This is a genomic window from Zobellia russellii (assembly GCF_018728565.1).
In the GTDB taxonomy this organism is placed as follows: domain Bacteria; phylum Bacteroidota; class Bacteroidia; order Flavobacteriales; family Flavobacteriaceae; genus Zobellia; species Zobellia russellii.
Genome location: NZ_JACSOI010000005.1, coordinates 19,405 through 45,000, shown reverse-complemented (window position 1 = coordinate 45,000; position 25,596 = coordinate 19,405). Strand labels below are relative to the sequence as shown.

At 37.7% G+C, this 25,596-nt stretch carries 22 protein-coding genes; 6 read left to right on the top strand and 16 right to left on the bottom strand.

What is annotated here, in order from left to right; translation table 11 throughout:
* Nucleotides 1-3 precede the first annotated feature (3 nt).
* From H9565_RS12840 to H9565_RS12830, 3 genes are all read right to left on the bottom strand, one after another.
* A complete protein-coding gene (locus H9565_RS12840) occupies nucleotides 4-1,515 on the bottom strand; it encodes a DEAD/DEAH box helicase (RefSeq protein WP_215440283.1) in 1,512 nt (503 codons plus the stop codon).
* A gap of 196 nt (nucleotides 1,516-1,711) precedes the next feature.
* Nucleotides 1,712-2,641: a 2-hydroxyacid dehydrogenase gene (locus H9565_RS12835; protein WP_215440281.1), complete on the bottom strand. Its 930-nt coding sequence runs from the start codon at nucleotides 2,639-2,641 to the stop codon at nucleotides 1,712-1,714.
* Nucleotides 2,642-2,643: 2 nt separating this feature from the next.
* Complete coding sequence (locus H9565_RS12830) at nucleotides 2,644-3,153, bottom strand: DUF6155 family protein (RefSeq protein ID WP_215440280.1); 510 nt, start codon at nucleotides 3,151-3,153, stop codon at nucleotides 2,644-2,646.
* A 170-nt stretch (nucleotides 3,154-3,323) separates the two neighbouring features.
* On the opposite strand from H9565_RS12830, the gene H9565_RS12825 reads away from it, so the two are divergent.
* Nucleotides 3,324-4,187 carry a sigma-70 family RNA polymerase sigma factor gene (locus H9565_RS12825; RefSeq protein ID WP_194527398.1) on the top strand — a complete coding sequence of 288 codons (864 nt, stop codon included), beginning with the start codon at nucleotides 3,324-3,326 and terminating at the stop codon, nucleotides 4,185-4,187.
* Nucleotides 4,188-5,014: 827 nt separating this feature from the next.
* Nucleotides 5,015-6,307 (top strand): PI-PLC domain-containing protein, encoded by a 1,293-nt coding sequence (locus H9565_RS12820; protein ID WP_215440278.1) that lies wholly within the window; start codon nucleotides 5,015-5,017, stop codon nucleotides 6,305-6,307.
* A gap of 13 nt (nucleotides 6,308-6,320) precedes the next feature.
* On the opposite strand, the gene H9565_RS12815 is transcribed toward H9565_RS12820, so the two are convergent.
* The 6 genes from H9565_RS12815 to H9565_RS12790 are packed head-to-tail and all read right to left on the bottom strand — an operon-like array spanning nucleotide 6,321 to nucleotide 15,456.
* A complete protein-coding gene (locus H9565_RS12815; RefSeq protein ID WP_215440276.1) occupies nucleotides 6,321-7,640 on the bottom strand; it encodes a YaiO family outer membrane beta-barrel protein in 1,320 nt (439 codons plus the stop codon).
* Nucleotides 7,637-10,024, bottom strand: a complete 2,388-nt coding sequence (locus H9565_RS12810; protein WP_215440274.1) for an LTA synthase family protein — start codon at nucleotides 10,022-10,024, stop codon at nucleotides 7,637-7,639. Before H9565_RS12810 ends, H9565_RS12815 begins: the two co-directional genes overlap by 4 nt.
* An 8-nt stretch (nucleotides 10,025-10,032) precedes the next feature.
* Nucleotides 10,033-11,463, bottom strand: a complete 1,431-nt coding sequence (locus H9565_RS12805) for a glycosyltransferase family 2 protein (RefSeq protein WP_215440272.1) — start codon at nucleotides 11,461-11,463, stop codon at nucleotides 10,033-10,035.
* Nucleotides 11,456-14,338, bottom strand: coding sequence for a HEAT repeat domain-containing protein (locus H9565_RS12800; protein WP_215440270.1), 2,883 nt, complete (start codon nucleotides 14,336-14,338; stop codon nucleotides 11,456-11,458). The genes H9565_RS12805 and H9565_RS12800 overlap by 8 nt, the downstream gene beginning before the upstream one ends.
* 1 nt (nucleotide 14,339) lies before the next feature.
* Complete coding sequence (locus H9565_RS12795) at nucleotides 14,340-14,711, bottom strand: response regulator transcription factor (RefSeq protein WP_215440268.1); 372 nt, start codon at nucleotides 14,709-14,711, stop codon at nucleotides 14,340-14,342.
* Nucleotides 14,712-14,721: 10 nt separating this feature from the next.
* The gene (locus H9565_RS12790) at nucleotides 14,722-15,456 is read right to left on the bottom strand and encodes an Hpt domain-containing protein (RefSeq protein WP_215440266.1); all 735 of its coding nucleotides are present in this window, start codon (nucleotides 15,454-15,456) and stop codon (nucleotides 14,722-14,724) included.
* 197 nt (nucleotides 15,457-15,653) lie between these two features.
* On the opposite strand from H9565_RS12790, the gene H9565_RS12785 reads away from it, so the two are divergent.
* A complete protein-coding gene (locus tag H9565_RS12785; RefSeq protein WP_215440264.1) occupies nucleotides 15,654-16,943 on the top strand; it encodes a dipeptidase in 1,290 nt (429 codons plus the stop codon).
* On the opposite strand, the gene H9565_RS12780 is transcribed toward H9565_RS12785, so the two are convergent.
* From H9565_RS12780 to H9565_RS12765, 4 genes are all read right to left on the bottom strand, one after another.
* Nucleotides 16,940-17,338: an acyl-CoA thioesterase gene (locus H9565_RS12780; protein WP_215440262.1), complete on the bottom strand. Its 399-nt coding sequence runs from the start codon at nucleotides 17,336-17,338 to the stop codon at nucleotides 16,940-16,942. The genes H9565_RS12785 and H9565_RS12780 overlap by 4 nt on opposite strands.
* Before the next feature lie 56 nt (nucleotides 17,339-17,394).
* On the bottom strand, nucleotides 17,395-18,291 hold the full coding sequence (locus H9565_RS12775; RefSeq protein ID WP_215440260.1) for a DUF72 domain-containing protein: 897 nt from the start codon (nucleotides 18,289-18,291) through the stop codon (nucleotides 17,395-17,397).
* 114 nt (nucleotides 18,292-18,405) lie between these two features.
* Complete coding sequence (locus H9565_RS12770) at nucleotides 18,406-19,005, bottom strand: hypothetical protein (protein ID WP_215440258.1); 600 nt, start codon at nucleotides 19,003-19,005, stop codon at nucleotides 18,406-18,408.
* A gap of 239 nt (nucleotides 19,006-19,244) precedes the next feature.
* Nucleotides 19,245-20,600 carry an NAD-dependent succinate-semialdehyde dehydrogenase gene (locus H9565_RS12765; RefSeq protein ID WP_215440256.1) on the bottom strand — a complete coding sequence of 452 codons (1,356 nt, stop codon included), beginning with the start codon at nucleotides 20,598-20,600 and terminating at the stop codon, nucleotides 19,245-19,247.
* Between the two features lie 158 nt (nucleotides 20,601-20,758).
* Here H9565_RS12765 and H9565_RS12760 point away from each other — a divergent pair, with 158 nt between their 5' ends.
* Nucleotides 20,759-21,166: a glyoxalase gene (locus H9565_RS12760; RefSeq protein ID WP_215440254.1), complete on the top strand. Its 408-nt coding sequence runs from the start codon at nucleotides 20,759-20,761 to the stop codon at nucleotides 21,164-21,166.
* On the opposite strand, the gene H9565_RS12755 is transcribed toward H9565_RS12760, so the two are convergent.
* Nucleotides 21,158-21,838: a DUF2461 domain-containing protein gene (locus H9565_RS12755; protein ID WP_215440252.1), complete on the bottom strand. Its 681-nt coding sequence runs from the start codon at nucleotides 21,836-21,838 to the stop codon at nucleotides 21,158-21,160. The genes H9565_RS12760 and H9565_RS12755 overlap by 9 nt on opposite strands.
* Before the next feature lie 93 nt (nucleotides 21,839-21,931).
* Here H9565_RS12755 and epsC point away from each other — a divergent pair, with 93 nt between their 5' ends.
* Complete coding sequence (epsC, locus tag H9565_RS12750; protein ID WP_215440251.1) at nucleotides 21,932-22,726, top strand: serine O-acetyltransferase EpsC; 795 nt, start codon at nucleotides 21,932-21,934, stop codon at nucleotides 22,724-22,726.
* Nucleotides 22,716-23,600 carry a cysteine synthase CysM gene (cysM, locus tag H9565_RS12745; protein WP_215440249.1) on the top strand — a complete coding sequence of 295 codons (885 nt, stop codon included), beginning with the start codon at nucleotides 22,716-22,718 and terminating at the stop codon, nucleotides 23,598-23,600. Before epsC ends, cysM begins: the two co-directional genes overlap by 11 nt.
* 18 nt (nucleotides 23,601-23,618) lie before the next feature.
* Here the strand turns inward: cysM and H9565_RS12740 are convergent, their stop codons facing one another.
* The gene (locus H9565_RS12740; protein ID WP_215440247.1) at nucleotides 23,619-24,416 is read right to left on the bottom strand and encodes an alpha/beta hydrolase; all 798 of its coding nucleotides are present in this window, start codon (nucleotides 24,414-24,416) and stop codon (nucleotides 23,619-23,621) included.
* Between the two features lie 74 nt (nucleotides 24,417-24,490).
* The gene (gene corA, locus H9565_RS12735) at nucleotides 24,491-25,582 is read right to left on the bottom strand and encodes a magnesium/cobalt transporter CorA (RefSeq protein WP_215440245.1); all 1,092 of its coding nucleotides are present in this window, start codon (nucleotides 25,580-25,582) and stop codon (nucleotides 24,491-24,493) included.
* Between the last annotated feature and the right edge of the window lie 14 nt (nucleotides 25,583-25,596).

Sequence of the window (25,596 nt, the reverse complement as noted above, 5' to 3'; positions counted from 1 at the left end):
ACGTTACATCTTAGCAGCGAACATACGAGAAATACTTGAGCGTAACTTACGTTCGTAATCCTCTTCCAACCACTCTTTGTAGTTTTTGGTATTGTTCATAATACAATAAGAATACTGTCTTACACGATACTTAATCTCCTCTTTAAGTTCTTTAGCCAAAATACGTGCATCAAAAACATCTTCGGAGTTTTCCACACAAATTTGTGCGTGTTGATCAATACTACGCTCCAACACAATCTTGGACCGTAATCCTTGTGCAAAGACCTTCTTGTATTCCTCTTTTATATTAAACTCAATATTGGTAGAGTTTTTGAATTTTTCTCTAAGGGCAGCAGGCATTTCATAAACGAACTCCTTCTCAATTTCTTCATCATTCTTGATGTTTTCCAAATAGAAATCCGGAAAATGGAAAATCTCCTGCCAATCTATAGGCGCATCCCAAAGACCAAAACGTGCAACATTATTCCCTAAATCAACTACGGTAAATTCACTTTTATTGGGTAAAATACGCGACCCACGACCAATCATCTGAAAATATAATGTAAGTGATCGTGTTGCCCTGTTCAATATTATGGTTTCTACGGATGGTTCATCAAAACCAGTAGTAAGAATACTGACTGATGTAAGTATAGCATCCGGTGTGTTGGAGAACCACTCTAAAATCTCCTTACGCTCCGTTGCCGTGTTCTTATTGTCTAAATGACGAATATTATAGCCGGCCTTCTTAAACGTTTCATATACGTAACGAGAGGTATTAATACCGTTGTTGAAAATTAACGTTTTGGTACCTTCGGCTATTTCTTTGTATGCAGAAAGTAATTTACCCAACATACTCTGGTTACTGTAGAGCTCATCAGATGATTTTACCGTATAATCACCGCTTATACCCAATTTAAGACTCTGCAGACTTACATCATAATTATACATGTTGCCCTTGGCCAAGAAGTTTTTCTTGATCAGAGAACCAATAGATTCACCCACAATCAACTTTTGATAGTTGTCTTTCATGGGTAATTTTATATTTGAACTCAAGGGTGTAGCGGTCACCCCTAGAATAGTAGATTTCTTAAAGAATTTAAAAAGCTTCCTAAACGAGTTGTAGTGGGCCTCATCAATAATAACGAGCCCAATATCGTTAATTTCAACTTTCTCTTCCTGTAGTCTATTATTTAGGGTTTCTACCATGGCAACGAAACACATGAACTTATCCTGATCGGTAAGTTCCTTTACTTCGCTATTGATAATCTTGTTCTTTACACCAAAACTGTTAAGCATTCTAGAAGTTTGCGTGCTTAGCTCAATACGGTGTGTTAAAACCACGACCTTCTTGCCTGTTTTTTGGATATAACGACGGGCAATCTCAGAAAAAACAACGGTCTTACCACCACCTGTAGGTAACTGGTACAACAAATTTCCCTTCTCTTCAGGATCTTCTAAATGCTTGAAAATGGTATTCAGGTCTTCTTCCTGATAATCGTATAGTTGCTTTTCGGTGGTATCTTTTTTTAACTCCAAGTAGGGTCTAAAATTTAGCGTTCAATTAGTGTAAATAGGTGGGGTTCCTAAAATTCTCAATTTTACAAAATTAAAGGAAATTTGTACTTATCTGAAATTTATTCTGGTTAAATCGATAAAAAGAAAAAAGAAATGCCCTTCCTTTTCCTTAAAACAATAACGTTTTTGGGGGTTCGCATAGAAAATGGATAAAGCCTTAATAGCCTTTATCTATTACTACCTCGTTCAGTAAAGGTTTGTTGTTCAACAACCTATTATGATTTTCTAAAATTTGAGGAACTACGGAATCCGTATCGGATACACTTGCGTAATGAGGTGTCATCTGAATCTTCTCATGATTCCAAAATGCATGTTCTTTTGGCAAAGGCTCTTGATGATAGACATCCAACCCTGCACCGGAAAGGTGACCGTTATTTAGCATTTCGAGCAAATCTTCATCCACTAAATGCCCTCCTCGAGCTACGTTTATTACAAAAGCTCCTTTAGGCAGTTGTTTAAAAAGCTCCTTATTCAAAATCCCAGTGGTAGCTTCCGTTAATGGCAAAAGACACACCAAAATCTGAGTAGTCTTAAGAAACTCATCTAAACCCGGTTCGCCAACAAAGCTGGTTACCCCTTGAATGTTTTTCTGTGAATTTGACCAGCCCTGAACCTTGAACCCGTATTTAACCAAATCGCCCGCCAATTCCTTGCCAAGCGCACCTAATCCTAAAATACCTATTGTAAAATCTGAAATTCTATGATATTGCATAGGTTGCCAGATTCCCTTTAATTGATTAATCCTGTATCGATCTAAATTCTTCAGGTGACTTAAAATTACCGCTAGCACATGTTCACTCATGTCTTTGGCAAGCATATCATCTACTACACGAGTTATAGGTAGGTTTTTAGGAGCGGTATCATCCTCAAAAATAAAATCTACTCCTGCCCCACTAGAGGCAATCAATTTTAAATTAGGGTAAGGAGCCAATGCACCGTTGGGGTGCTTCCAAACCAAAGCCATGTCTATTTTTTCTTTAGGATGCTCTTCCAAATAGCTGTAGACCTCCAAATCTGGTTGCTGCGCTAAAAGTGCTTTTTTCCACAAATCAATTTTATCATCCTGTCTAATAATTACTATTGCCATACCTAATCTATAATATCTAATGCGCGGGAAAATCCCTCGCTAAATTGCCAATTCTGTTCTTGTGTAATCGTGTAAATTTTAACTATCCGCTCCTTATACTCGGACAATAACCCATTTATAGAAATAAACTGAACTGCTTCCGTAAACGAGTTCATCATACTCTTATAAAAGGCATCAGGTGTATTCCTATCTTTTTCAAATACCTGTGCAATCTCTAAATTATAGAGCATTACATCTGCTATGAGATGCGGGTCTACGCCTAATTTTATAAAGTGCTTTATGAATTTCTGTGCCACGGAGCGGCGTGCCCTAGGTCTTTTCCGTCTTACAGGAAAGTATTCGTTGCTGATTTTGGTCTTAGCCTCCTGAACAAGCTTGTCTTCCTTAGGGTTAAATATAAAATTGTAATACTCCTTTACTTGCGGAAACCGCTCATAGAGGTCTAGAAGTTGCTCTTCTATTGCATCTTTATCAATTTCGGAGAGGTATTTTTTCAGCTTTCGCTTGCTCATTTCTCTTTATTTGTGGTCAAAAATAACGGAACCCATAGAATCCGCCTAGATTCGTACTTGAAATCTTAAACTTCTCATAAATTTTGTATAAGAATACTGACATCTCTTTGGAAAATCGATAATAAAAATGTATACTGTACTCTTGTAGTAATCCTAAACATACTAGATATATGAGGCAACTAAAGATTATCAAGCAAGTTACGAATCGTGAATCAAAATCATTGGATAAGTACTTGCAAGATATCAGTAAAATTGATCTGATCAATGCGTCTGAGGAAGTAGAACTCGCACAAAGGATCCGAGCTGGGGACCAAGTAGCCCTAGAAAAATTAACTACAGCCAACTTACGCTTTGTGGTCTCCGTGGCCAAACAATATCAAAATCAGGGTTTAAAACTACCGGATTTAATTAACGAAGGTAACTTAGGACTCGTAAAAGCTGCAAAACGTTTTGACGAGACTCGTGGTTTTAAATTTATATCCTATGCCGTGTGGTGGATTCGCCAATCCATTCTTCAGGCACTAGCGGAACAATCTCGTGTTGTGCGCCTGCCCTTAAATAAAATTGGTTCTATAAATAAGATTAAAAAGACATTTTCTTATTTGGAGCAAGCTCATGAAAGGCCACCTTCTGCGGAAGAAATTGCCAAGGAATTGGAGATGACCGTAAGCGAGGTGAAACAATCCATGAAAAACTCAGGAAGACACGTCTCTATGGATGCGCCTTTAAGAGAAGGGGAAGACTCCAATCTTTATGATGTACTTCGTAGTGGAGAATCTCCAAAGCCGGATAAAATTTTAATGCAGCAATCATTGAATACGGAAATTAACCGTGCATTGGAAACTTTATCTCCCAGAGAGGCAGATGTGGTTAAATTATATTACGGTATAGGTGACCAACAGTCTATGACCTTGGCCGAAATTGGACAAACTTTTGACCTTACACGGGAAAGGGTTCGTCAAATTCGTGAAAAAGCGATTAGAAAGCTACGTCATAATTCAAGAAGTAAATTACTGAAAACATATTTAGGATAGATAGAAAACAGTACCCTATAAAAAAGCCCTGACGATTGAACGTCAGGGCTTTTTTTGAACAACTAATATTCACTAAATAACTAAGAAAAATTTAACTTGTTAATTTCTTCACTGTTTAGAATTTCATTCAAATTTTCAATAAAATTCATGTAAGCTGCGTTGTCTGGGTTTTGATTTGCCATAGTTGTAGGTATTAAAAGTTGATGGATTTGGGATCCTGATTACATATAATCTAATTCTACTAATTCGTTTAAACTTAAGATTTCGTTTAAGTCTTGAAGGAATGATAAGTACTCTTCTCCGTAGGTATCGTAAAGCATGATTTGTATAGGTTAAGTTACTATTTTGATTTGGTGTCTTAATTATTATGATGTAAACTTATTCATAAAGAGAGCCTCAAACAACAAATTGTGGTGTAACGAATGAAAAATGTTGTAAAACCTGTTAATCCTGTAAAATTGCTCATTTCTTGAACAAAACAGGTGTGTAATTCATCGTAAAAATATCTCATTTCATCCAATACTCTCTGTCTATCAATTATTTACACTTCATCAACCCTAATGTTTATAGGGGTTTATAACGATTTCAACTACAACCCTACCATTTATACTACCCTGTGCCACTCGTTTTACCGAAGATTAGGTCGTGTATGTTTTAAAGCATCCTAATTCTATTAATAAACCGAGAAAAATCAATTTTAGCTTCCTACAATACTGTAGCAATAAGCACGGTTCGTAAAACGTTATATTTTATAGTGTTACTCTTTTACAATTTTGTGCCTCTAGAGTGACTTCTAAATTCTTGTTATCTCATATTCTTCATATATAATGAAAAAGAAAATAAAAATCATCGGTCTAGTTTCCCTTTACGCTATTCTGTGTTTAGGACCTACTGAAATAGGTTTGGCAAAAACCACTCCTACCATCATAACTAAATCTAATAACGAAACGACCTTAAAGTTGAGCAGCCATAGTTTTAATGCCAAACAAAAAAGCAGCTTTACCATAGCAGGCCAAACAGAACATATTGAACGTGGACTTACTGTGGTACACTTTAACTCTCCGGACACTTACGAATTCAAGACCTTTGACACATATTCCAGCCCTGAAGAAGTAACCAAATTGGTGGTCCTCTTAAAGAAAATGCAGGCCAACAAAACCACTTTTGCCATCCTAGCACATGATTCGGCGGTAAATGGCTCGCTTAAACCATCTACAGAACTATCAGGAATGGGGTTTGAAAAACTAGCGACTTTAAAAGGTCGTCAAGCTTATGCTATGCATAACTTTAATGGCATTATAACGGAAGAGGTTAACGATAACTCCGCAACAATTTCAGAAAATATTCCAAAGCTTATTAAAGATAGTACCGTTTACTTCCCACGAATCACCTATGATTTTGAACCCAACAATAACCGATATATCGCCCATGCAGGTGGTGAAATAAACGGCATTAAATCTACCAACACCAAAAATGCCCTTGACGAGAATTACAAAAAGGGATTTAGGTTATTTGAGCTTGATATCATTGAAACTTCGGACGGAGAGTTGGTTGCAGCGCATGATTGGCCCATGTGGGCGCGTTTTACGGATTTTACAGGTGAATTGCCTCCCTCCCATTCAGAATTCATGAAACATAAGATTTATGGGGATTATACTACTTTGGACCTTAAGGGAATAAACGCCTGGTTCAAGGCCCATCCCGATGCTACCTTGGTAACCGATAAAATTAACGACCCAATAGGATTTGCCAACAAATTTGTAGACAAAAAACGATTGCTCATGGAGCTCTTTAGTCCTATGGCCATAGAAGAAGCATCCCAACATGGCATTTCCGCTATGATATCTCAAGAGCCTTTAATGAAAATAAAAGGAGATAAGCTTAGATGGTTAGCTATAAACAACGTAAAACATGTTGCACTCTCGCGTAGAATACTTTCCGCACAAAACAAATTAATGCTTCAACTGAGAGATAACGACATTAAGGTTTATGTGTACAATGTAAACTTTGACCCGGGCAAGGATGAAAAATACGTGCAAGAGAACGAAATAGGTCTTGTTTATGGCATGTATGCAGATAAGTGGGTGTTTGATACCCATACTCCCAAAGACAGCAAATAAAGAAAGTGTAAACTTAAAATTTTACCTCGTAGGTAATACCTGCGGAAACCCCATAAAAGAACTTGCCGGAAGCAAAGGCTAATTCCTGCCTTGAAGCACCAACATTGGCCCTGTAAATATTTGGGCTGTTTTTACCTGTAAACTGATACTCCAAACTTAAACGTTGAGACTCTACATACAAAAGTGTTTCGGCTAAAAGCTCATCACCCGAAGTTAATTGTCTTAGCTCCGGAGAATACCCCATACCCACATTCAATCCCAAATAGTTTTCCGCATCCTTCAGATATTTTCTAACCAACAAGTTTCCTGAAAAACGCGTTAGATTATCCGGCATTGGTGTAATGTACGAACGTAATGAGAAATAATAATTACCACGATAATGCCCCAGCGAATTGGTGATTACGGATACATTGGTGTTGTCATAAGTAATATACCTGCCACCGGCAGAAAACTCAAATGCACCGGGAAGATTGGCATACAAGTCTCCTCCTAGTTTGTGTTTTGGATAAATTGAGGCATTGGAAAATCCGTAGTTCATATACGCATAGAAACGCTTTGAAAATTTGGGGTAAAAATCCAAATCATATTGAACACCATAAGTGCCTAAACGATTGCTGTAATTTATTTTTGGAATGATACTTCCTGCCATGGTTTGCCTTTGGTATGAAATAGTGGAATAAAACATAGGATCATACCTTGTATCGTATATAGTTGCTGAATTTCTTACGGAAACCCTATTCTTCAACACTTCTTCTGCAACGGGCGTTTTAGCTGCTAACGTATCTACTACTTTAGGAGCTATGGTTTTCTTATCTTCCTTAGTGGATGCTATTCCTTTTTGAGGAGCAATGCCATCATCCTGATTGAACCATCCGGATTCAGGGTACTCTGTTAGGGTTAACCCTTCCTCGGCAATCATTCTTAACCTTTCAACCTCAGCATCGCTTTTAAGATAGATTAAAGCCTTATTTGCCAGGCCCATTGCCGTTGCGTTGTTTTTGGCATAAAGCTCGTTCTTAACGGCTGCTATCCATATGTTTCTATCTCCCTTATCCGAAGAAAGAATTACGTTAAACTCATCTCGTGCTTTATCATAATCGCCGTTCCAACTATATGTACTGGCCAATAACGACCTAGCCGAATTATCTTTGGAGTCCGGTTTTACCAATTTGGTCAGCATTATGTTGGCCGACCTATAATCCCCTTCATAAGCTAAGTTACGAGCGGTGTCAAAACTTACATCACCTAAATTATTATAGTCCGTATCTTGTCCGTTAACCCAAAGGCCAATGAAAAGGCAGAACGCAAATAGGTATGTAGTTTTCGTACTCATTCTATTTCAAACGTATTTACGGCGGTCTCCGTATGGGGGTCTCTTATTTTTTCTAGGTACACAGTACTTCTATTCTTTTGCGCCTGTCTTTTAGCCCTTTCTATTTTGTTCTTAATTTCATGGGCGCTAGAACTATTTGCTTCTACCAATTCTACCAGCTCCAAACCTTCTTTTGAACGCTCTGACCAGAAATAGACATCAAATAAAGCTGAATAAGAATCAATATAATTGGGATTCATCTTAATACATGCTTTCAATATTTCAATGGATTTTTCATAATTGCCCATCCAAACATTTACCCGTCCGGTTAAAACCTTAGTGTCAATATGACTTGGTGCTTCGGAAAGTATGTAACGGCTTAGCAACAATGACTTTTCATATTCCCTTTCAAAAGCCAGCTCTCTAGCAATCATATAAACCTTGTCAAAATTCTGTCCGTTGTAAACACTATTTATCCATACAATTTCAGAGTCTGTGAACTTTTCCTTCTTAACTGAGAAAATGGCCAAACTATCCGGAATAATTTTATCATTATTGGTTACATAGGCGTTCATGGATTTAAAGGCCTTTAACTTGCCCTCTGTCTTTGAACCTCCAAAGGAAGAACCTAAGTCCATATTTTCGTCCAAACTATAAATGGAACCATTTGAATATACTTTCTCAGCATCAACAAACTCTTTCAGTTCGTTTTTGTTACGCATAAGCGGAATGTTCTTTACGGAGCGAAATTCTTCACCCATATCTAATGCGCTTCCCATCCAAGCCACTTTTTTGGGCATTTTTAGTTCATACTTTGCTTCAAGAAGTGATAACAAGGTTGGTGTAACATCAAAATGTGAATTAACGGCACTCATTTTTTTGGTCTTCTTCAAAAGCGGACTATACATAATCAATGGCACGTGAAAACGACTGAGGTTATTGCGCTGAGGTATTGGAATTAATCTGTGATCCCCTGTTATTATGAAAATGGTATTATCATAATTGGGTTGCTTTTGGTACTCCTGAAAAGCATACTTTAGGGCATCATCCGTATACAGTAGCGTTGCGAATACATTGTCATTCTTTTCTATAACATTCTCAACCCGATTCTCATAGTCGCGCTGTGAGAGCAATTTGGCCACTTTATCTTCATAAAACTCCTGATTGGGCGGTATAAACGGTTCATGCGTACTAATAGTCATATAAACCTCCATACGTGGCTGCTCCGCATCTCGCGGCAAACTCATGCTCTTTTTGAAAAGCTCCCTATCCGGATAGCCCCAAGAAGCACCGGCAGCATCTTCTGCCTGCATCTTATACTTATTTCCAAACCCGGATTTATCCAATACAAAGTCAAGGTTCTCACTAGATAAAAAACGATCTACATTATCAAAAGAACTATTTGTTCCTTGGAAGAATGAAGTATGATATCCATTATTTTTCAGAATACTGAACAATGTTAACTTGTTGGGATACTTCTCTAGTTCCATAAATCCGCTTTTACCAAAGGGTAAAGAGCCCAATAGTGACGGTAAAACCCCGAACGTACGGCCCGTATTGCTCAAACAATTTTCCCAATACAGAGATTTGGTGGTAAGCGAATCCAAAAAAGGAGTAAAGCCGCCATACTCCGCCCCTGCTCCTACAAAATCCCTACCTAACCCTTCTACCATAATAAAAACGATATTGGGCTTTTGGTCTTTAAGCTCAAAATATTCACCTAGAACATTCTGTATGGGTTTTGATTTGATCAAAGGGTATTCTATATCCGAATTATAGGAAGTATCCTCTGTAGACGTATCGTAAAGATTAAGGGCTAGATACTGCGTTTTATTATGGTTGATCGGTTTACCTTCTATAAACATCGTAGCAATGAACATGCTAAACAAAATAATGGTAAACGGATACATGCGATTAATGTGATGATAGTGCTTGGAGGATACTTTATAAAAGCCGAAAAACATGGCTATGATAATTACAAGCCCTAAAGGAAGCACCCACGAAATACCCCCGGAATTGGCAATCGTCATTTTTATATCCTCAAAACTATATCCTAATAAATCCGAACCTAAGGGTACCAATGCCGTACAGAAATAGCTAATGAGCATAGCTTCTATGATCAATAGGATAAAAAGCAAAACAAAGACTAAATTAAAACCATAGCGCGGACGAAGGTTTTCCCAAAAATTAAATGGAAACGCCAGAATGACCCCCACCAAAGATGTATAACCAATTTGATGGACCACAGCTATAAGAAAACTCGTTCCGAATATGATATCTACAACCCCCTTGAAGTAGAGCGTTGTATATTGATAAATAGTAAGCACCAAAAGACTACCAAAGAAAGAAATCATCAATCTGGTGTAATGCTTTAGAGAATATCTATCTATCTTACTTGTATTCATTTTACTTTTTAAGTGGCCTTGGCAAAGCCTTTACGAACCTGGGATCCCCAGCCCGATTTTATTTTGAATAGTTTTTTATAATTCCCACGTACCGCAGACCACACCACTATGGGGTGAAAAAATAACGGCTCTATAATGGCGCACAGCATAAGTGTTAGGATATCCTTGGTTTTCTTATACTCATTATAGCTGTACACATCCCATAGAATGGCATAAAACGAGAACATTATAGAGAACAGGTAGACCATTGCCGTTATGGCGATAAAAAAGTCCCAATTTAAAATGCCCAGATATATAAAAAGGATAATGGTGAAGAAGCCAAAAAACTCCATGAGTGGAGCTAGCCACTCATAAAAAAACCAATACGGATAACTCAACAATCCTAAACGCCCATATTTGGAATTAAAGAACATGTCCTTATGTTTGAACAGGGTTTCCAGATTACCCCTGGCCCACCGATCTCTTTGGTTTACCAGTATTTTTAAATCCTCAGGCACTTCTGTCCAGCACAATGGGTCAGGAATATATTCTATGGTATAAGGTTCCTTTCTGTCGTGCATGTACCTTCTCATCTTAAAGACAATTTCCATGTCCTCACCTACGGTACCCGTATCATAACCTCCTACCGCAAGTGCTATTTCACGATCAAAAAAACCAAAGGCTCCCGAGATGATAAGAAGACTATCTATACTTCCCCAAGCCATCCTACCTAAAATAAAGGAACGGGTATATTCCAACAGTTGAAACCTCGCCAACCAATTTGTAGGTAAACGTATTTCCTCTAACTGCCCGCCTTCTATGACACAAGAATTGGCCACACGTATAACACCACCAACGGCAATTACCCGTTTTTCCGAACGCTGATAGAATGATTTTACCACATGCAACAATGCATCCGGGAGTAAAAGGCAATCTACATCTATACACCCAACGTAACGGTTGGTGGAAAGGGCCATACCAGTATTTAGAGCATCTGACTTGCCTCCGTTTTCTTTGTCTATTACCGTTAACTTGGAAAAAGCCCTGTGCGGCGATTTATAAATTCCCCTAATGGGTTTATTTTTCCAGTTGGGGTCTATTTTCTGATCTATTTTAACAAGGTCATAGGCATCTATCATTTTCTGGAGCGTATCATCCTTACTCCCATCGTTAACGACCATGACCTCATAGTTTACATAACGAAGCGACATTAACGAACGTATGTTCTCAACAATGGTAAGACCTTCATTATAAGCAGGGGCAATTATTGTGATACTTGGAGATAAAGGCGATGCCATAATTTTTGAAAGGCTGCCAAAACTGTTTTTCTTTCTGTAGTGAATAGAGTTCCTAGTAGATAATACCCCCATAATAGTAAACAGAGTGAATAGAATTACCGTAAACAACAGAAAAACGATGTTTATGTAATCTAAGAGGATATTAAAAAAGGTACTATCCATTTAATTTTCCAATAAATTTTCTTGGGAAATCTATGATGGAAGTAAAAAACGAACTCTCGTTAGGAGATACCTCAATAGCATCTACCTCAATGCTCAATGTTTTTTTATCGTACTTCTTATCAAGTACTCTCGTATCTTCCAGTTCAAAATCAAACTTGATAATTTCTTGGTTGTCTTGCGTATTTACGGCGCTTTTTATTGTTGTGTCCGTTTTGTTGGGTTTTGATTGCGTGAAGGGTTCCAAAATGGAAAGGTCAATAGGAAGTTCCTCAACAGGTTTGGGTAAAAGGTCTTTTTCAAAGTCGCTCTTTCTCGATACTTTTTCCACTAACAACTTAAGGGCACTTTGTGCCTTTTTCCGTATTCGTAAATCAGGATCCTCTAAAAGCCCATCTAAAAAATCGATTTCCTTTTCGTCTCCAACCGAAACAATTTCGTCCAAAAGAATTAGTTTGGACTCCGTTCCTATATTTTTGAACAAGTCTGCAAACACACTAAATGCAGGCATATCCAATGTAGGTTCCTCAGGCGCTCTATCTCCTATTTTATTTATCATGTTGCCAAAAGATGAGAATTGCTCAATGAGACTATTAATACGGTCTTTTATAAAGCCTCTGGTCTCTTCTGTTAGAAGTTCTTTCAACAAAGGCACCTCACGATGGTCTCCCATTTCCTCCAAATCATCTAGAAGGCCCATCATATAGGTTTCATGTTCATCATAGTAAACAGGCTCCGGAATCAAGTCTAGAAAAGGCTTGGTGGTTTCGTTTGAGTTTACAGTCTCGTATTCCAATTCTATCTCTCTTAACTCATTCTCTGCCATTAACCAGGACAGTACATCTTCGTTTTCCAATTCCGCAGCTTTTGGCCCTTCCAAATCGGTTTGCGAAGTTTTATCCGGAGTTATATCACCTTCAGAGGTTTTTACCTCTTGGGCATTGGCAAAATCTACTTCAAAATCCGATAACGTGAATCCGTCCAGACTAGTCGTAATTGGGAAAACCAATTCCTCCATAGTTTCGTCATGTACCTCCTTCTCAATTTCCACATCATTATCTAAAACGATAGGAAGAAAATCCAGCTCATTAACTTCATCTATTATATTGGACTCTAAATCCTCTAAATCCATATCCTCAACTACAATAGGGAGAAAATCAATATTAGCAATATCAAAAAATGGCTTTCCAGTATTGGCCCCTTTTTGAAGCGTAGAACTTACTACCACATATTCAACTTCAAAATTATTAATATCCGGACTATGATTATCTGTATTGGCCATGGGTCTGTATTTTGTGGTGGGTTGGTTAGTTTGTATTGAATCGGCTATTACAATTGGTAAGAAATCAAATCGTAATGAAGGTTCGGAAAATATTTCGGCTTGTGGTTCTATGGTTTTTGATACAAAACCTGAGACGATAATTGGATCAATAACAAGTAGCTCTGTTATTTCAAGATGTTCTATAGGTTCTTTTACTTCTTCCTTAACTTCTTTTTCCTCTGGAGTCTCAGTAATTGAAATTGTACTATCGCTGTTAACAAACTCTTCCGTCTCTACGGATTTGGCATCTATGAAGACCTGTAGTTCAGTATCAACGGTCTCCTCTACCGGACTGTTCTCAACAGTATTCTCTTCGCTCTCTTGCGAAGATTGGTTGAAACTTGTATCCGGCAACTGCAAATCTTCAACTATGTAGTCTACTTCTTCTTCGCTCTGTACAGGAGTCACCGGTGGTGATGCAGCCTCAATAGTAGTTTCATTTATCAATTCTACCTCGGCAATATCTTCCTTGTATGGTTTTGGTTTTTCCAATCCCTCCGTAGGCATAACTGTTTCCGGAGCAATCATATTTATTGCTGCTAAGGCTTTACTGGAAACGGAAAAGTTGCTTTCTTTTTTTGCTACTGATTGGAGGAAATCTATATCATTGGCGCTTCCTAACTCTGAAATAGCTCCCAACACTGCAATCTTACTATCCGTATTGCATTTTCTAAATATTGCTTTAAGAGCAGGTATAGACTCAACTACATAAAACTCTTTAATACAGCCAATTGCCTCTTCCCTTATTTGATAATCTTTATGTTTGACCAACTCTATCAATGAGGCGTTGGCGTCATTCTGGTTGTAATATTTAATAAGCCTTAAGGCAAACAACACTACATGCTTGTTTTTTGATGTCAACCACGTACTAAACCTAGGTGGTTCGTAATTTTCCTGATTTCTTAATACATCCAACAACTTTAGCTGTTGCCATTCAGAAATTTTATATCGAGTAGTATCCAGGAAATAATTTATTCCTTCTGGTCTAAGGGTAACCGTAGCAATCTCGGCCTGCTTTCTTATAGTTCCCTTTTTATGATTGATAAACTTGGTGATAAAACTATAGGCCGACTCCACTTGCATTTGAGTGAGTTCTAAAATGCCTTTAGAAATTACCTCCCATCGCCAGCTTTTTAACTTTTCAAAAGCATCTTTTTCAAGTCCTAAATCTTGGTAAAGGGCAAAAAGTCGTTCTTGCGTATCACCGGAAACATCCTTTCTAAGATCTAGCAATACTTCCACCAGTACCTTTCTATTGAAATCGTCCTTAAGAAGTTCCCTGATTTCTATTTTTAAGGAGATATAGTTAGATTTTTCTCCCTTGTCCGCATCTTCCTCATAAAACAAGAACTCACTAATCATTGGAGAAAGTTCTTTCTTTCGCTGCTTGGTACGTGAAGCCGTCGCGGATATTTTGTTTCTAAAAAAGAAAACACAGATAAAATATACCACAGCAAGAACAACGAACAAGATGGATAATCCCCAGAGAATGTTCGTGTCCACTTTAGGCGGCGTAATAAAAGCAGCCCCATGATATGTTTTATAGGTTTCTAACAAATTAAGTTTTTTTCAGCTCGCGGGCAACGCGTACCAGAAGTTCGGACGGACTTACCGGTTTGGATATAAAGTCGTTTGCTCCCAGTTCAAATGCATTAAGAACGTTTTCCTCATTGCCTGCAGATGATATGATAATAATAGGCACTTGGGATTTAAGTTCTTTACGGACATAAGCTATAAGTTCCATACCCGAGAAATAGGGCATCATAATATCGCTCACAATAATGTCCGGCATGTTTTGGGAAAGAAATTCCTTTACCTCTTTTCCATTGCTGCTATGATTTACTTCGTATCCTCCTTTCTTTAACCGAAAGTTGAGCAAAGAAGCAAGTAGCTCATCATCCTCTGCTAACAATAGTCTTTTTTTGTCCATTGTTAGGTGTTTAGATATTGGTAAGCTCTACATATGCGCGGTCTAATGCCTTCTTAACTTTTGGGAATTCTTCACCAAAACACTTGCAAAGAAACTCTAAGTGTTTAGGATCTTGGTCTAGTTTACAGCCTTTTTGAATTTGGGTAACTATTTCATGCAAATCATCTGTACGCATCATAGCCAGACCAGCTTTTATTTTGTGTGCAGCTAAATCCAACTGATCAAAATCTTGGGTTTGAAGATGTATTTTGGCAGCCCCCATGAACTCTAGGGCATTTCCAATAAAAAGGGTTATTAACTCTCGCAAAAGGGTCATTTCACCCATACATTCGTCCAATACCACCTTTAAATTTATTTCAACATCGGTATTTTTTCCTTTGTTCGTCTTTCCTTTGAGAATTAAAATGTCTTTTTTATCCATAGCTGAATCAATTTGAAGTTCTTTTAAAACATTCCCGTAAGATTTATGATGCTCTATAATGGCTTCGTAGGTCTCTAGGTCCAATTCCGGATAGGCCTTTTCAAACTCATTAATTTTTGCGGAGGAGTTTTTATCTTCCTTCGCACCTTCCGTTTCTTTCATGTTCTCCCCGGTAAGGAAGACCATCTCCAAAAGATTCTTTTTAAAATGCTGAAAAGATATTTTTAAATGGAAAGCCTCATCGGTAGATAATTTCTCAGTAGAAAAATTATTAAGGTGCGACTCTAAATCCGATAATTGGAAAAGTAGGTTTTTCGTTTTCAATGTAGGTAGTTTTAGGTTAATAAGAGTGGGACTGATTTATGGTGTTTCGTTACATTTATCTAGTGTTTGTTTATTTGACATATTTATACGAATCATTGTAAAATTCCCTTTTTAGCACAGTGCACACAACTAAATGTTCCCTACAGGGCCTAAAGTGTTGTCAAAATGCATAAATTGTAGGTTTAACTCTTCCTATTATGAGGCATTTTATCTATTTATTGAGCATTTTATCTATAGTTTCCTGTTCCGAAAGCAAGAAAAAAACAGAGGAAACTCTGCAGGAGAAGGCTATGCGTATACATGAAAAAATAATTACGATAGATACACATAACGACATCAATATCAACAACTTCACAGACAGCATAAACTATACCCAACGGCTAGAAACACAAATTAATTTGCCCAAAATGGATGAAGGGGGATTAGATGTTACCTGGCTTATAGTTTATACAGGGCAAGATTCCCTAACAGAAAAAGGGTACGCCAAAGCCGAAAAAAATGCGATTTCAAAATTTGATGCCATACACCGTTTATGTGAAGACATTGCACCAAACGATATTGAACTGGCCCTAAATTCCAAAGATGTAAAACGTATTTATGCTTCGGGGAAAAAGGCAGCCATGATAGGTGTGGAAAATGCATATCCTATGGGTACGGATTTAGCGAATTTTAAAAAGTACTATGACCTTGGCGCCCGTTATATCTCATTGTCCCACAACGGACATAATCAGTTTAGCGATTCCAACACCGGAGAAAATGATAGCGTATGGCTACATAACGGTTTAAGTAAATTAGGCCAAGAAGCTGTAAAAGAGATGAATAGATTAGGGATTATGGTAGATGTCTCCCATCCGTCCAAAGAGGCTATGAAACAGATGATTACCCTTTCCAAAGCCCCTATAATCGCTTCTCATTCTTCCGCCAGAGCATTATGTGACCACAGCAGAAACCTAGACGATGAACAGTTAAAACTCATGAAAGAAAATGGCGGCGTTGTACAGACGGTTGCTTTTAGTTCGTATTTGAATACCGAGAAAGACGAAGCTTACAGCGCATATATCAAAACTATATTGAAGAAAGTAGCAGACTCTATGGGACTTGAGTGGTATTCAAGAGAACAATTTTCTTCTTTAACCGAAGCACAGAAAGAAACCTTTATAAAAAACTATCCTAAGGTTAAGAAAATAGGGATTTCTATTGCCGATAAATCTGCAGATGCCCCTCCTATGGTAGACGTATCAGATTTTGTTGATCATATAGATTACATGGTCGATTTAATAGGAATCGACCATGTAGGTATCAGTTCTGATTTTGATGGAGGTGGCGGTATTAAAGGATGGTCAGATGCCTCTGAAACCTTCAACGTAACCTTAGAACTCGTAAAACGTGGCTACACCGAAGAAGAAATTGCCAAACTCTGGGGCGAAAACCTATTACGCGTTCTAGATGAGGTTGAAGCTATTGCCAAAACCATGCAAACTTCCTAATCCTCTTCGGAAGCCAAACGGTCTACAACATATTCAATTTTTGTTTTTCCGTGTGGTTTTGGTTTACCCTCATCATCTAGGTTTACCATGATGATGTTATCTACCGTTACAATGGTCTCATGGGTCATCTTGTTCCTTACTTCACAATTTAAGGTTAACGAAGATTTTCCAAACTTTACTACTTCAATACCAATCTCTACTATGTCTCCCTTTACGGCAGAACTCATAAAGTTGATTTCCGACATGTATTTGGTAACTACCTTTTTGTTCTCTAACTGAATAATACTGTATAGTGCAGCCTCTTCATCTATCCACGCCAGTACGCGCCCACCGAACAAGGTCTCGTTAGCATTCAAATCTCCGGGTTTAACCCATTTTCTAGAATGAAATCTCATGATGTTTATAGTTTAAGTGTGTTGAATTTTTTATAAAATTAGGAAAGAAAGAAACCCTAAAATAGTTTACCTGTAGAATCTTGTAACGTTTTTGGAATTTGAAGATGAGTACCCCATTTTTTATTCAATTTGGCAATAAATTGTGCCGATAATAAAGGGGATTCCAATTCCATATTTTGATGCACAAAGAAATTTATGTTCTTAAGACCCTGATTTTTCCAACTATCCAATCTTTCGATCCAATCGTCCAAACGGTCATAATCGGTAACGTGGTTTGCACCAACATAGCGTACAAAAGCCTCGTTATTCGTTAACCTCATATGCAGCATATCCCGTCTTCCTGCCGTATCCACCACAATGTTGGCAATATTATTTTCTTGCAAAAGGTGATACAACTCTTGACTTACTTTTTCATCATTAAACCAATCTGTATGCCTAAACTCCATAGCTAGGGGAAACTCATTTGGCCAATATTCTAGAAAACGTACCACCCTATCCCAATTCTTAGGCCCAAAATTATCGTGCATTTGTAAAAAGATGGTTCCTAACTTTTCTTTGAGGTTTGAAGTAACTTCTAAATATCTATCAACTATGGGAAGTGAAGCCTCGTTTAGGCGTCTTAAATGACTTATGTCCCTAGAAATTTTTGGATAAAATTTGAATCCTTCCGGAGTCTTGTCATACCACTTCTCATATTGTTCGGCCGGAAAGATGCGATAAAACGTAGCATTCAGCTCAATACTATTAAATTGGGAACTGTAATACACCAACTCATCTTTTGTTCCCCGTGGATAGAAGTTTTTTAAATCTTGACGGTTCCATTTGGCGCAACCCACAGAAATGCTGAGAGGTTGACTTTTATCCGTTCTGGCCAGTACACCGGCGGAATCTATATGGTCTGCCGGTAGTGTAAAATCAACATGTTCCGGGTGTTCTACTTTTCCGAATTTCATCTAATATTATTTTCATTTGTCACGCAATTATTCCTATAACGCGAATACCCTGCCTTTATTAAAACAAAAAAGCGGCTATTTTAATAGTCGCTTTTCACTCATTAAACTTAAAAATTACTTTAACGCCTTCTTTATAATAAAACCGGCCATGTTCTTAGCTAGTTTAGCGTAGCATTCTGAAATACGGTACCCGCTGTTATAATCATTACCCATGGCTCCGTAACCTTGAACATCTGAGTACTTGCCTTCCAACAACACGTTGCTAGGGTTTGCTGTTTCATAGACTGTTACAGTAGCATCAATTTCTGCATTTTTGCGAACTACGCCCACATTGTACCCTGCATAAATTTTGTTGGTATGAATCTTCATTGTGTAATCCGCGTCTTCCATAGAAACACTCACTTCTCCATCGTCAAAACGCTTATTGAAAGATTCAATGAATTTGGGCTCGTACCGGTCTTGGCGGTCTGCAAACCACGATTTTTTAAACTCTTCGCCTTTACCTGCTTCCTTTTCTTCCCTTTTTGCCATTTTATCGGCAAGGAAATCATCTTCGGAATCATACTTAGGAATCTCAAGGTTACTGTAATCAAATTCTAAAGTATAGGCCGAGATATCTTTTAGGTTTTTAATGTCGCCTTTACTTACTTTCATTTTTTGGGCAAAAGAGTTGGCCGATACGACCAATAATGCAATTACTACGAACTTACGCATCTGAATATAGTTAATTGGTTAATATTCTTACAAGATACGAAGGTTTGAAAAATGTACAACATTATTCTTTTTTCCAACACTATTTTTAATACAAACTGGAGTTTTTAAAGTCAATACAGATGTTCGTGTACTGTATCAATTTTATGAAAAGTCATCCTTTTCAAACTGTAAACGTCAATGAAAAAAAACACATAAATAACTATGTATCAAATCACTAAAAACAAAATTTAAACTGATAGTTAATGTTTTATAAATACCGTTTTTTTATTCACGAACTCTTTGATACCATGCGAAGAAAGCTCTCTGCCATATCCGGAAATTTTAATTCCTCCAAATGGTAACCTTGGATCACTCTTTACAAGTTCGTTCACAAAAACCGCACCTTCATCAAATTTTGGTACAAGGTTTTTAACTCGGTCTTTAGAGGATGTAAACATACTCACCCCTAACCCAAATATGGAATTATTGGAAAGTTCTATTGCCTCTTCATCCGTACTAAAAGTAGTTATTCCTATTGCGGGCCCAAATGTTTCTTCTTTAAAAATTGGCATATCTTGGGTAACTCCTGTAAGTATGGTAGGCTCAAAAAAGGTTCGTTTTCTACTTCCTCCTAAAATAGCTTCTGCTCCCATCTTAACAGAACCTTGAACTTGTTTTTCTAAATCCTCTGCCAAATCTTCCCGAGCCATAACACCTATATAAGTCTCCTTATCCATAGGATCTCCCACCTTTAAGCTTTTAACTTTTTCAAGATACTTTTGGGTAAACTCATCAACTATGTTCTCATGTACCAATAGGCGTTTGCCCGCAATGCAACTCTGGCCAGTATTTTGAAAACGGGCATTAGCACAGGTTTCAACAGTTTCTTCCATATTGGCATCATCAAAAACAACCAGTGCATTACTCCCCCCAAGTTCAAGTACCGATTTCTTAATATTTTCTCCTGCAATAGAGGCTACGGAAGCCCCCGCAGGTTTGCTTCCCGTTAAGGTTACCGCTTGTACCAGTTCATGTTCAATTACCGATTTGATTTTGTCGCTACTCAATATTAAATTTTGAAAACATCCTTTTGGAAACCCGGCATTTTCAAACACTTCTTGGATCATTTCTGCAGATTTCATAACGTTTGAAGCATGTTTAAGAATACCAACGTTACCGGCCATAAGATTTGGCGCCGCAAAACGAAACACTTGCCAAAAAGGGTAGTTCCAAGGCATTACGGCCAAAACAACCCCCAAGGGCTGATACTTAACATAACTGGTTTCAGCATCGGTTTCTATGATTTCGTCCTGTAATTGGTCTTCAGCATTCTCCGCGTAGTAATCACATACCCACGCACATTTTTCTACTTCTGCAATAGCCTGAGAAATAGGTTTACCCATTTCCTTGGTGATTATTTCAGCATACTTGTCCTTATTGTTCTTTAACTCCTTTGCAGCCTTATGCATTAATTTTGACCTATCCTTAAAAGAGACATTATTCCAATTTTCATAGCATTCATGCGCTACTTTAATTTTATCATCTAACTCACTACTAGACAATTCATTAAACTCATATATTTTCTCTCCGTTAAATGGGTTTATGGACTCTTTCATTATATCTATTTTCTTTAAAATCTACTTTGTGTTTTGTTCAAATGAACTTCAATTACAAAATAACAGATTTACACCACTGTTCATAACCTCGTTAAAAACTAATTTTGACACAAAAAAGGCTAGACCTCTTTATCCTTACCTTTATAAAAACCTGTATTATGAGCGATCGATCTCACAGTCTTTTACGTATTCGTCCCGAAATTCCCACTGCAAAAATTACTGATGACATGAGCGAAAACGAAAGGTTTCAAAACCTAACTTTTCGTCCTATTTTAAAACTACAGAACGCCATTTTTATAGCCGTTTTCAAGAACTACATAGCCAAGCACAAGAACAGTTTTTACGAGCTTTCTTTAGAAAAACGTTTTGAGTTCATTGAAAACGCCATTCAGAAAGACATTAAGTTCCGCAATTCATTAAAGGGAATTGTAATTGGACTTTTTACCGTGGAAGAGTATGAAATTTATATTAAAAACTCCTCTGCCTTGAACAAACGAATGATGAACATGGTGATTGATCGACTAAAAGATCAAATACAACTTTTTGAAGAGCCCGTTCTAATTTAAGAGCGATTCTCCATTTAAATTAGTTGTAAGCACATCGCTCATGAAATCAAAAAAGGGCCTAATCGCCCTGTACGATTCATTAACGTCATCAGCAAAGCCTGCTGAGAGCACTTGCTTATCCGTAAAATTTTTGGTGAAAATATATTGTTTTTTCTTAATCAAGTCGATGTCCATATGCTCCTTATCAAACCCTTTAGGCGCTGTTTTTAATTCATCGCCTTCAAGTTGTCCCCAAATGGTCTTAAAATCTTCCTGATCCATGATTTCCCTAAGCTCAGATGCGTCTTGCTCCAATTCTTTCCGGATACGGAGTAAATCTTCCTTGTTCGGGTTCCAAAAACCAGTGGCCAGAAAAGACTTGCCAGGTTCTATATGTAGATAATAGCCGCCACGACGCTGAGCTCCTGCACGTGAAAAAGAACCTGCAAGGTGGGCTTTGTAAGGGGTTTTGTCCTTAGAAAAACGTACATCCCTATAAATACGGAACATTTTTACCCTTTCAATCTCATCATGAGTACCCAATTTACCCGCTACGGCATCAAAAAAACCTTTTACATTCTGTTCATGACGTTTAAATTCTACTTTATTTTCAGTAAACCATTCTCTGTTATTATTATTTTTAAGCTCAATTAAAAAACTAAGTGTTTCTTTCGTAATTATGGGATCTAACATACGACCTAAATGTTGTTATTTTAGATAAAGTTAACCTTTTTAGGAAATCGTCTTTTAGATTTATGAGTAATTTAGCCCTTTCAGCAAAAACATATGGACCATACCTCTATCATTGATAAAATAAACAAGCACAAGAAACAACCCAATTTAAGGTACAAGCTTAAAGAGAAGGTTGAAGAATTTACAAATTTACTCTTCTACACCCTCTTTGACATTGATACGCCCGTGGAAAAAAATCTTGACAAACTAGAACTCCTGTTTGACGATGTTGTGGATTTGGCCTGCTGGGATACCAATAAACCCTGTAAAAAAGTCTGGGAAAACTATGTAGCCAAGTTGCCCAGTATATTACAAAGGTTGAATCTTGATGCCGAAGCTACCGTTAATTGTGATCCAGCTTCATTATCCGTTGAGGAAGTATATATGGCGTATCCGGGCTTTTATGCCATTGCCATCTATCGTTTGGCACATGAGCTATATTCCGAAGGTTTTCCTTTGGTTCCCAGACTAATGACGGAATACGCACATAGACAGACCGGTGTAGATATCAATCCTGGGGCGCAAATAGGTAATTCGTTTCATATTGATCATGGCACGGGTGTAGTAATTGGCGAAACGGCCATAATCAAAGACCACGTAAAAATATACCAAGGAGTTACCTTGGGCGGTCTTTATGTTGCCAAACACTTACAAAGCACAAAAAGACACCCGACCATTGAAAATAACGTTACCATTTACGCAAACGCCACCATATTGGGCGGCGAAACTATCATTGGTGAGAATTCCATTATTGGGGGTAATGCTTGGTTAACAGCATCCGTACCTCCTAATTCAACTGTTTTTCACACACCTGAAATAAAAATAAAAACACTTCCGCATGTCTCATAGTATCCTAGATGTTATCGGTAATACCCCATTGGTAGAATCGAAAGTATTGAACAAGAACCCCAACGTTAAGCTATATTTTAAAATGGAAGGGCACAACCCGGGTGGTAGCGTTAAAGATCGTGCTGCATACAACATGATAAAAAACGGACTTGAACGTGGTGATTTTGATAAAAATTCCAAATTGATCGAAGCAACCAGTGGTAATACAGGCATTGCTCTTGCCATGATTGCAGGAATCTATGGTCTGGACATTGAGCTGGTAATGCCGGAAAAAAGCACCATTGAGCGCGTACAAACCATGAAGGCCTATGGCGCAAAGGTAACCCTTACCCCTGCCGATGTTGGTATTGAAGGTGCTAGGGATTATGCCGAAGCCAAGGTTAAGAACGAAGGTTATGTAATGATCAACCAGTTTTCCAATAATGATAACTGGAAGGCACATTACCATTCTACCGGTCCCGAAATTTGGAGAGACACGGATGCAAAAGTCACTCATTTTGTTTCGGCTATGGGCACTACAGGAACCATTATGGGTACTTCTACTTTTTTGAAGGAAAAAAATAAGGATATTCAGATTGTAGGCGTTCAACCTACGGATAACTCTAGTATACCGGGCATTAGAAAATGGCCGAAAGAATATTTACCCAAAATTTTTGATGCAAAAAAGGTAGACCAAACCATTGAGGTGAGTCAGGAAGAAGCCAAACAAATGGCCGTAAGACTAGCTAAGGAAGAAGGTATATTTTCAGGTATGAGCAGTGGCGGCGCAGCCGCGGCTGCATTAAGATTGGCCGAAACACTTGACAGTGGCGTCATAGTTTCTATTGTCTGCGATCGGGGAGACCGCTACCTTTCTTCGGACTTATTTGATTAGGATATTCAGGATTGAACACTAATCCAAAACCTTGTTCATACCTTCTTTAAAGACTTTAAAGTCCTGTAGATAATTATGTCCTGCATTTGATATACTAAAAAGCTCTTTGTTATTACCTGGAATGGCGGCAAAGAGTTTTTTCGCTGATTCATAAGGAATTACGTTATCTTCTTTTCCATGGAAAATATAAATGGGACATTCTACCTGTTTTATATATTCATTGGACGGAAACCTAAAGTTTGACAACCAATCTATGGGTAAAAACGGAAAGCGATGCTTGCCCAGTGCCACCGCACTATAAAAGGGAGATTCCAAAACTAGTTTTTCGGGTTCGTTTTCAGAAGCCAACCATGTGGCTATTCCTGTACCAAAAGAGCGCCCGTACAGTATAATCTCTTTTTCTTGGTACCGTTGTTTGGCATAGTCATAGAATAACTGAGCATCTTTGTACAATGCCGGCTCACTTACCTTACCTGTGCTCTTACCATAAGTTCTGTAATCTACCAAAATGGATTCGTAGCCCTTTGCTGAAAAGAGATTAGCTACGTGAATAAGATGCGATATATTTCCAGAGTTTCCATGGAAGTAAAGAATTAAACCTTTACTGCTATCTTGCTTAATATGAACGGCATTCAGTTTAGCACCATCATCCGTAGTTAAATTGAATTCCTCAAAATCCTGACAAAAATCGTAGGTATGATTAAGAGGCATTTTAGAAGGGAAGAAAACCAATCGTTCTTGATATGTGTACGCCAAAAAGGCAATTAAAACGTATACGATTACAAGTATAATACCCCATTTCTTTAATCTTCGCATGAACTAGAAAATTTTTATAAGTACCATTTATTTCTGGAAAAATACAAATATGCAATAGAATGTGATTAACGCTATCACAACCAATTTTTCCTTTTAAAATAAACCATCATACCAATAAAGAGGACAATCATAACTCCCCAAACGTAGTAATATCCGTTTTTATAGTGTAGTTCTGGCATATGGTCAAAGTTCATCCCATAAATACCGGCAATGAACGTTAATGGAATGAAGATTGAAGCCATAATGGTTAGAACCTTCATAACTTCGTTCATTTTATTGCTCATGTTGCTCATGTACATTTCCATAAGGCTCATAGACATCTCACGATAAATCTGAATGCTCTCGTTTATTTCTAAGGAATGGTCCAAAGCATCCCTTAAGAATACTTTTGTATCTTTTGTAATCAAAGGATTTTCAGTATCGATCAACCTACTGACCAATTCTTTTACAGGAAAGATCCATCGCCTTATTTTTAGCACTTCTTTCTTTATTTGTTGGATTTCGTGAGCTATTTCAGGCGTAGGATTATCGTATACGATTTCTTCTAAACTCTCTATTCTGTGGTTCATGTGCTCCAAAACCACAAAATAGTTATCTACTATGGCATCTAAAAGTGCAAAGAATAGATAATCTGCTCCTCGCGTTCTAATTCTTCCGGACTTATTGGTAATACGCTGGCGCACTCCTTTGAATACATCGTCTTGCATTTCTTGAAAAACAAGAACGCAATTGTCCAAAAGCACCATGGCAACGTGTTCATAGACAATTTGATTTTCGTCATTGATATAAAGCATTTTGAACACCCCAAAGATGTAATTTTCATATTCATCTATTTTGGGTCGCTGGTGGGTGTTTACAATATCCTCAAGAACCAAGGGGTTGAGCCCAAAACGTTTACCTACTCTATCAATAAATGCTTCGTCACTAATACCTACAATATCTATCCATGAAATTTCCGGTAATTCTTTCTGTGCTACAATGGCATCAATATCTCCGGGAATATGTTCATTATAGACGTTTTCATTGTATTCCAAAATGTTAACTTCGCTGGTTCCTCCTTCCCTACGCCCCATATAGGTAATAGTTCCTGGAGCCTTGCCCATTTTCTTTTGAAATTTTGATGTTTTCTTGGGAAGTATTTTCCCTGACCTTTTTCGTTTCGCCATGAACGGATTAATTT